The organism is Henriciella sp., assembly GCF_049649345.1.
Lineage (GTDB): Bacteria > Pseudomonadota > Alphaproteobacteria > Caulobacterales > Hyphomonadaceae > Henriciella.
In genome coordinates this window covers 1-1762 of the sequence record NZ_JBARZC010000283.1, presented here as the reverse complement: position 1 = coordinate 1762, position 1762 = coordinate 1, and the positions used below count along the sequence as shown (strand labels likewise).

The following is a 1762-nucleotide window of genomic DNA, read 5'->3' as shown; positions in this document are numbered from 1 at the left end:
GATGAAGAGTATAGTGCCGACGATCAGGCCGCAGGCGAGGCCGGCTTTCAATATAAGACTGAGCATGGTGTTTCCCTTGTCTGGTCAGGCGTCTATCACGCAGCTGCGGCTCGGCCGGACAATCGCCCGAAAGGGTGATTTTCGCGAAATGACCTGTCTGGGGGATATCTCAACGCATAAGACCAAGCGCTCGCGCGCGCGAAATGGCTTCAGTGCGTCGACGCGCGTCCAGCTTGTCCAGAAGCCGGGCAACATGGGTTTTCACCGTGTTTGGCGAGATGTGAAGCCGACGCGCGATGTCCTTGTTAGAAAGCCCCTTCGCGATCAGGCTGAGCACTTCAAACTCGCGGGGGCTGATGCCAAGCGTTGCCAGGGCGGCAGGGTTCCCCTCTTCGATCGGGTGAGCCGGGCGCGGCCTGGCAAACAATTGCGCGCCGACCCAGATGCCCAATCCCAGGAAAAGCGCGGCCAGCAGGGCCATGCCGATATCGCCGGAATGCGACACCACAAGACGCTTGTATTCCAGCCATTGCAACAGCGCGGCCCCGCCCGCCAGCAGCGCGCCATAGGTGAGGATCGGCTTCAACGATCTCGGTGGGAAGACTAGGCGGCGGCGTTTCGGCATCGTCGTTTCAGTCTAGACGTGGCAGGCGCGGGCGTCACGCCTTCAGGCTTTCATCATCGCTGACCAGCGCGCCAGTGAGCCTTCTGGCCAGACCACGTCCCGGCTGGGGTAAAATTCCTCGAATTGCGGCTTGTCATCAGTGAGCGTCACCCAGGGCAGCCGGCTTTTTGTGTAAATGTGGACATCCGGCGCGATGGCATCCGGAGCATCGAGTGTACCGAGACGCACGAACACGCCCCTTCCCCGCCCCATGGTGTACTGGCTCCAGACGGCAACATGACAGTTCGGGCAGCGGTCAATCAGCTGGGGCTGGCCGCTGTCAGTGGGTGTCCCAATTGTTTCCGGCGCCTCGCCGAGATGGTTGATCGCGGACATCTCGATGACGCCGTTGATGACAAAAGCAGAGCCGGTCTCCTGCTGGCACCGTCTGCAATGGCAGCAATGCGTGATCATCGGTTCGGTTGTCAGCCGGTAGCGGACCTTGCCGCAGGCGCACCCACCCGTCATTTCATCCCCCGCCATGAAAAAAGCCTCCCCTTTGAACAGGGGAGGCTAACATCAAAAAAATTGAAGCGGAATGGCCGTGGCCGCTGGCGCCTAGCTTTGAGGCAGCAGGATCTGTCCAGCGAGGTTCATCATCACCTCATCGGCGGTGAAATAGGCCGGATCATCCGGCTTCGGACCGGTGCCCATCAGAATTTCAGCCGAAGCGTCAAAGCGGGTCACTTCGCGATATTCTGCGGGCGAACCCCAATACGGGTCATGGAAGCCCCAATGGCTCCAGTGATAGGGATAACCGCGAACCAGCCGGCCGCGCGGCCCGTAGAAGCGGTAGCGCGGGCTGAAATAGGAATAATACGGATCATAGCTGCCGCCGACCGGCACAAAGCTCGAATCTGCGTCGGTGGCCCGGCGCACCATGCGGAAATGGTCATAGCCGTTCTGAACGGTGAGCTCGGCTGCCCGGTAGAGCAGATAGGTCTCCACCGTCTGGCGGTCTGTCAGGCTGTTGCCCGAAAAATTGACCAGATAGCGATTGGCTTCGATCTGCTGGTCCGAATAGCCGCGATCATTCGACGTTGCGGCCTGATATGGCGTCGCCGTGGCGCAGGCGCCCAGCAGGGCGAGGCCGGCGAG

Annotated in this window: 3 protein-coding genes; all 3 read right to left on the bottom strand. The window is 60.8% G+C overall.

Annotation, left to right across the window (positions count from 1 at the left end; genetic code table 11):
- Nucleotides 1-169: 169 nt before the first annotated feature.
- The gene (locus WA989_RS07505) at nucleotides 170-625 is read right to left on the bottom strand and encodes a response regulator transcription factor (RefSeq protein WP_424339885.1); all 456 of its coding nucleotides are present in this window, start codon (nucleotides 623-625) and stop codon (nucleotides 170-172) included.
- A 42-nt stretch (nucleotides 626-667) separates the two neighbouring features.
- A complete protein-coding gene (locus WA989_RS07500) occupies nucleotides 668-1147 on the bottom strand; it encodes a GFA family protein (RefSeq protein ID WP_424339884.1) in 480 nt (159 codons plus the stop codon).
- Between the two features lie 75 nt (nucleotides 1148-1222).
- A partial coding sequence (locus WA989_RS07495; RefSeq protein WP_424339883.1) for a CC0125/CC1285 family lipoprotein occupies nucleotides 1223-1762 on the bottom strand: 540 nt, incomplete at its 5' end.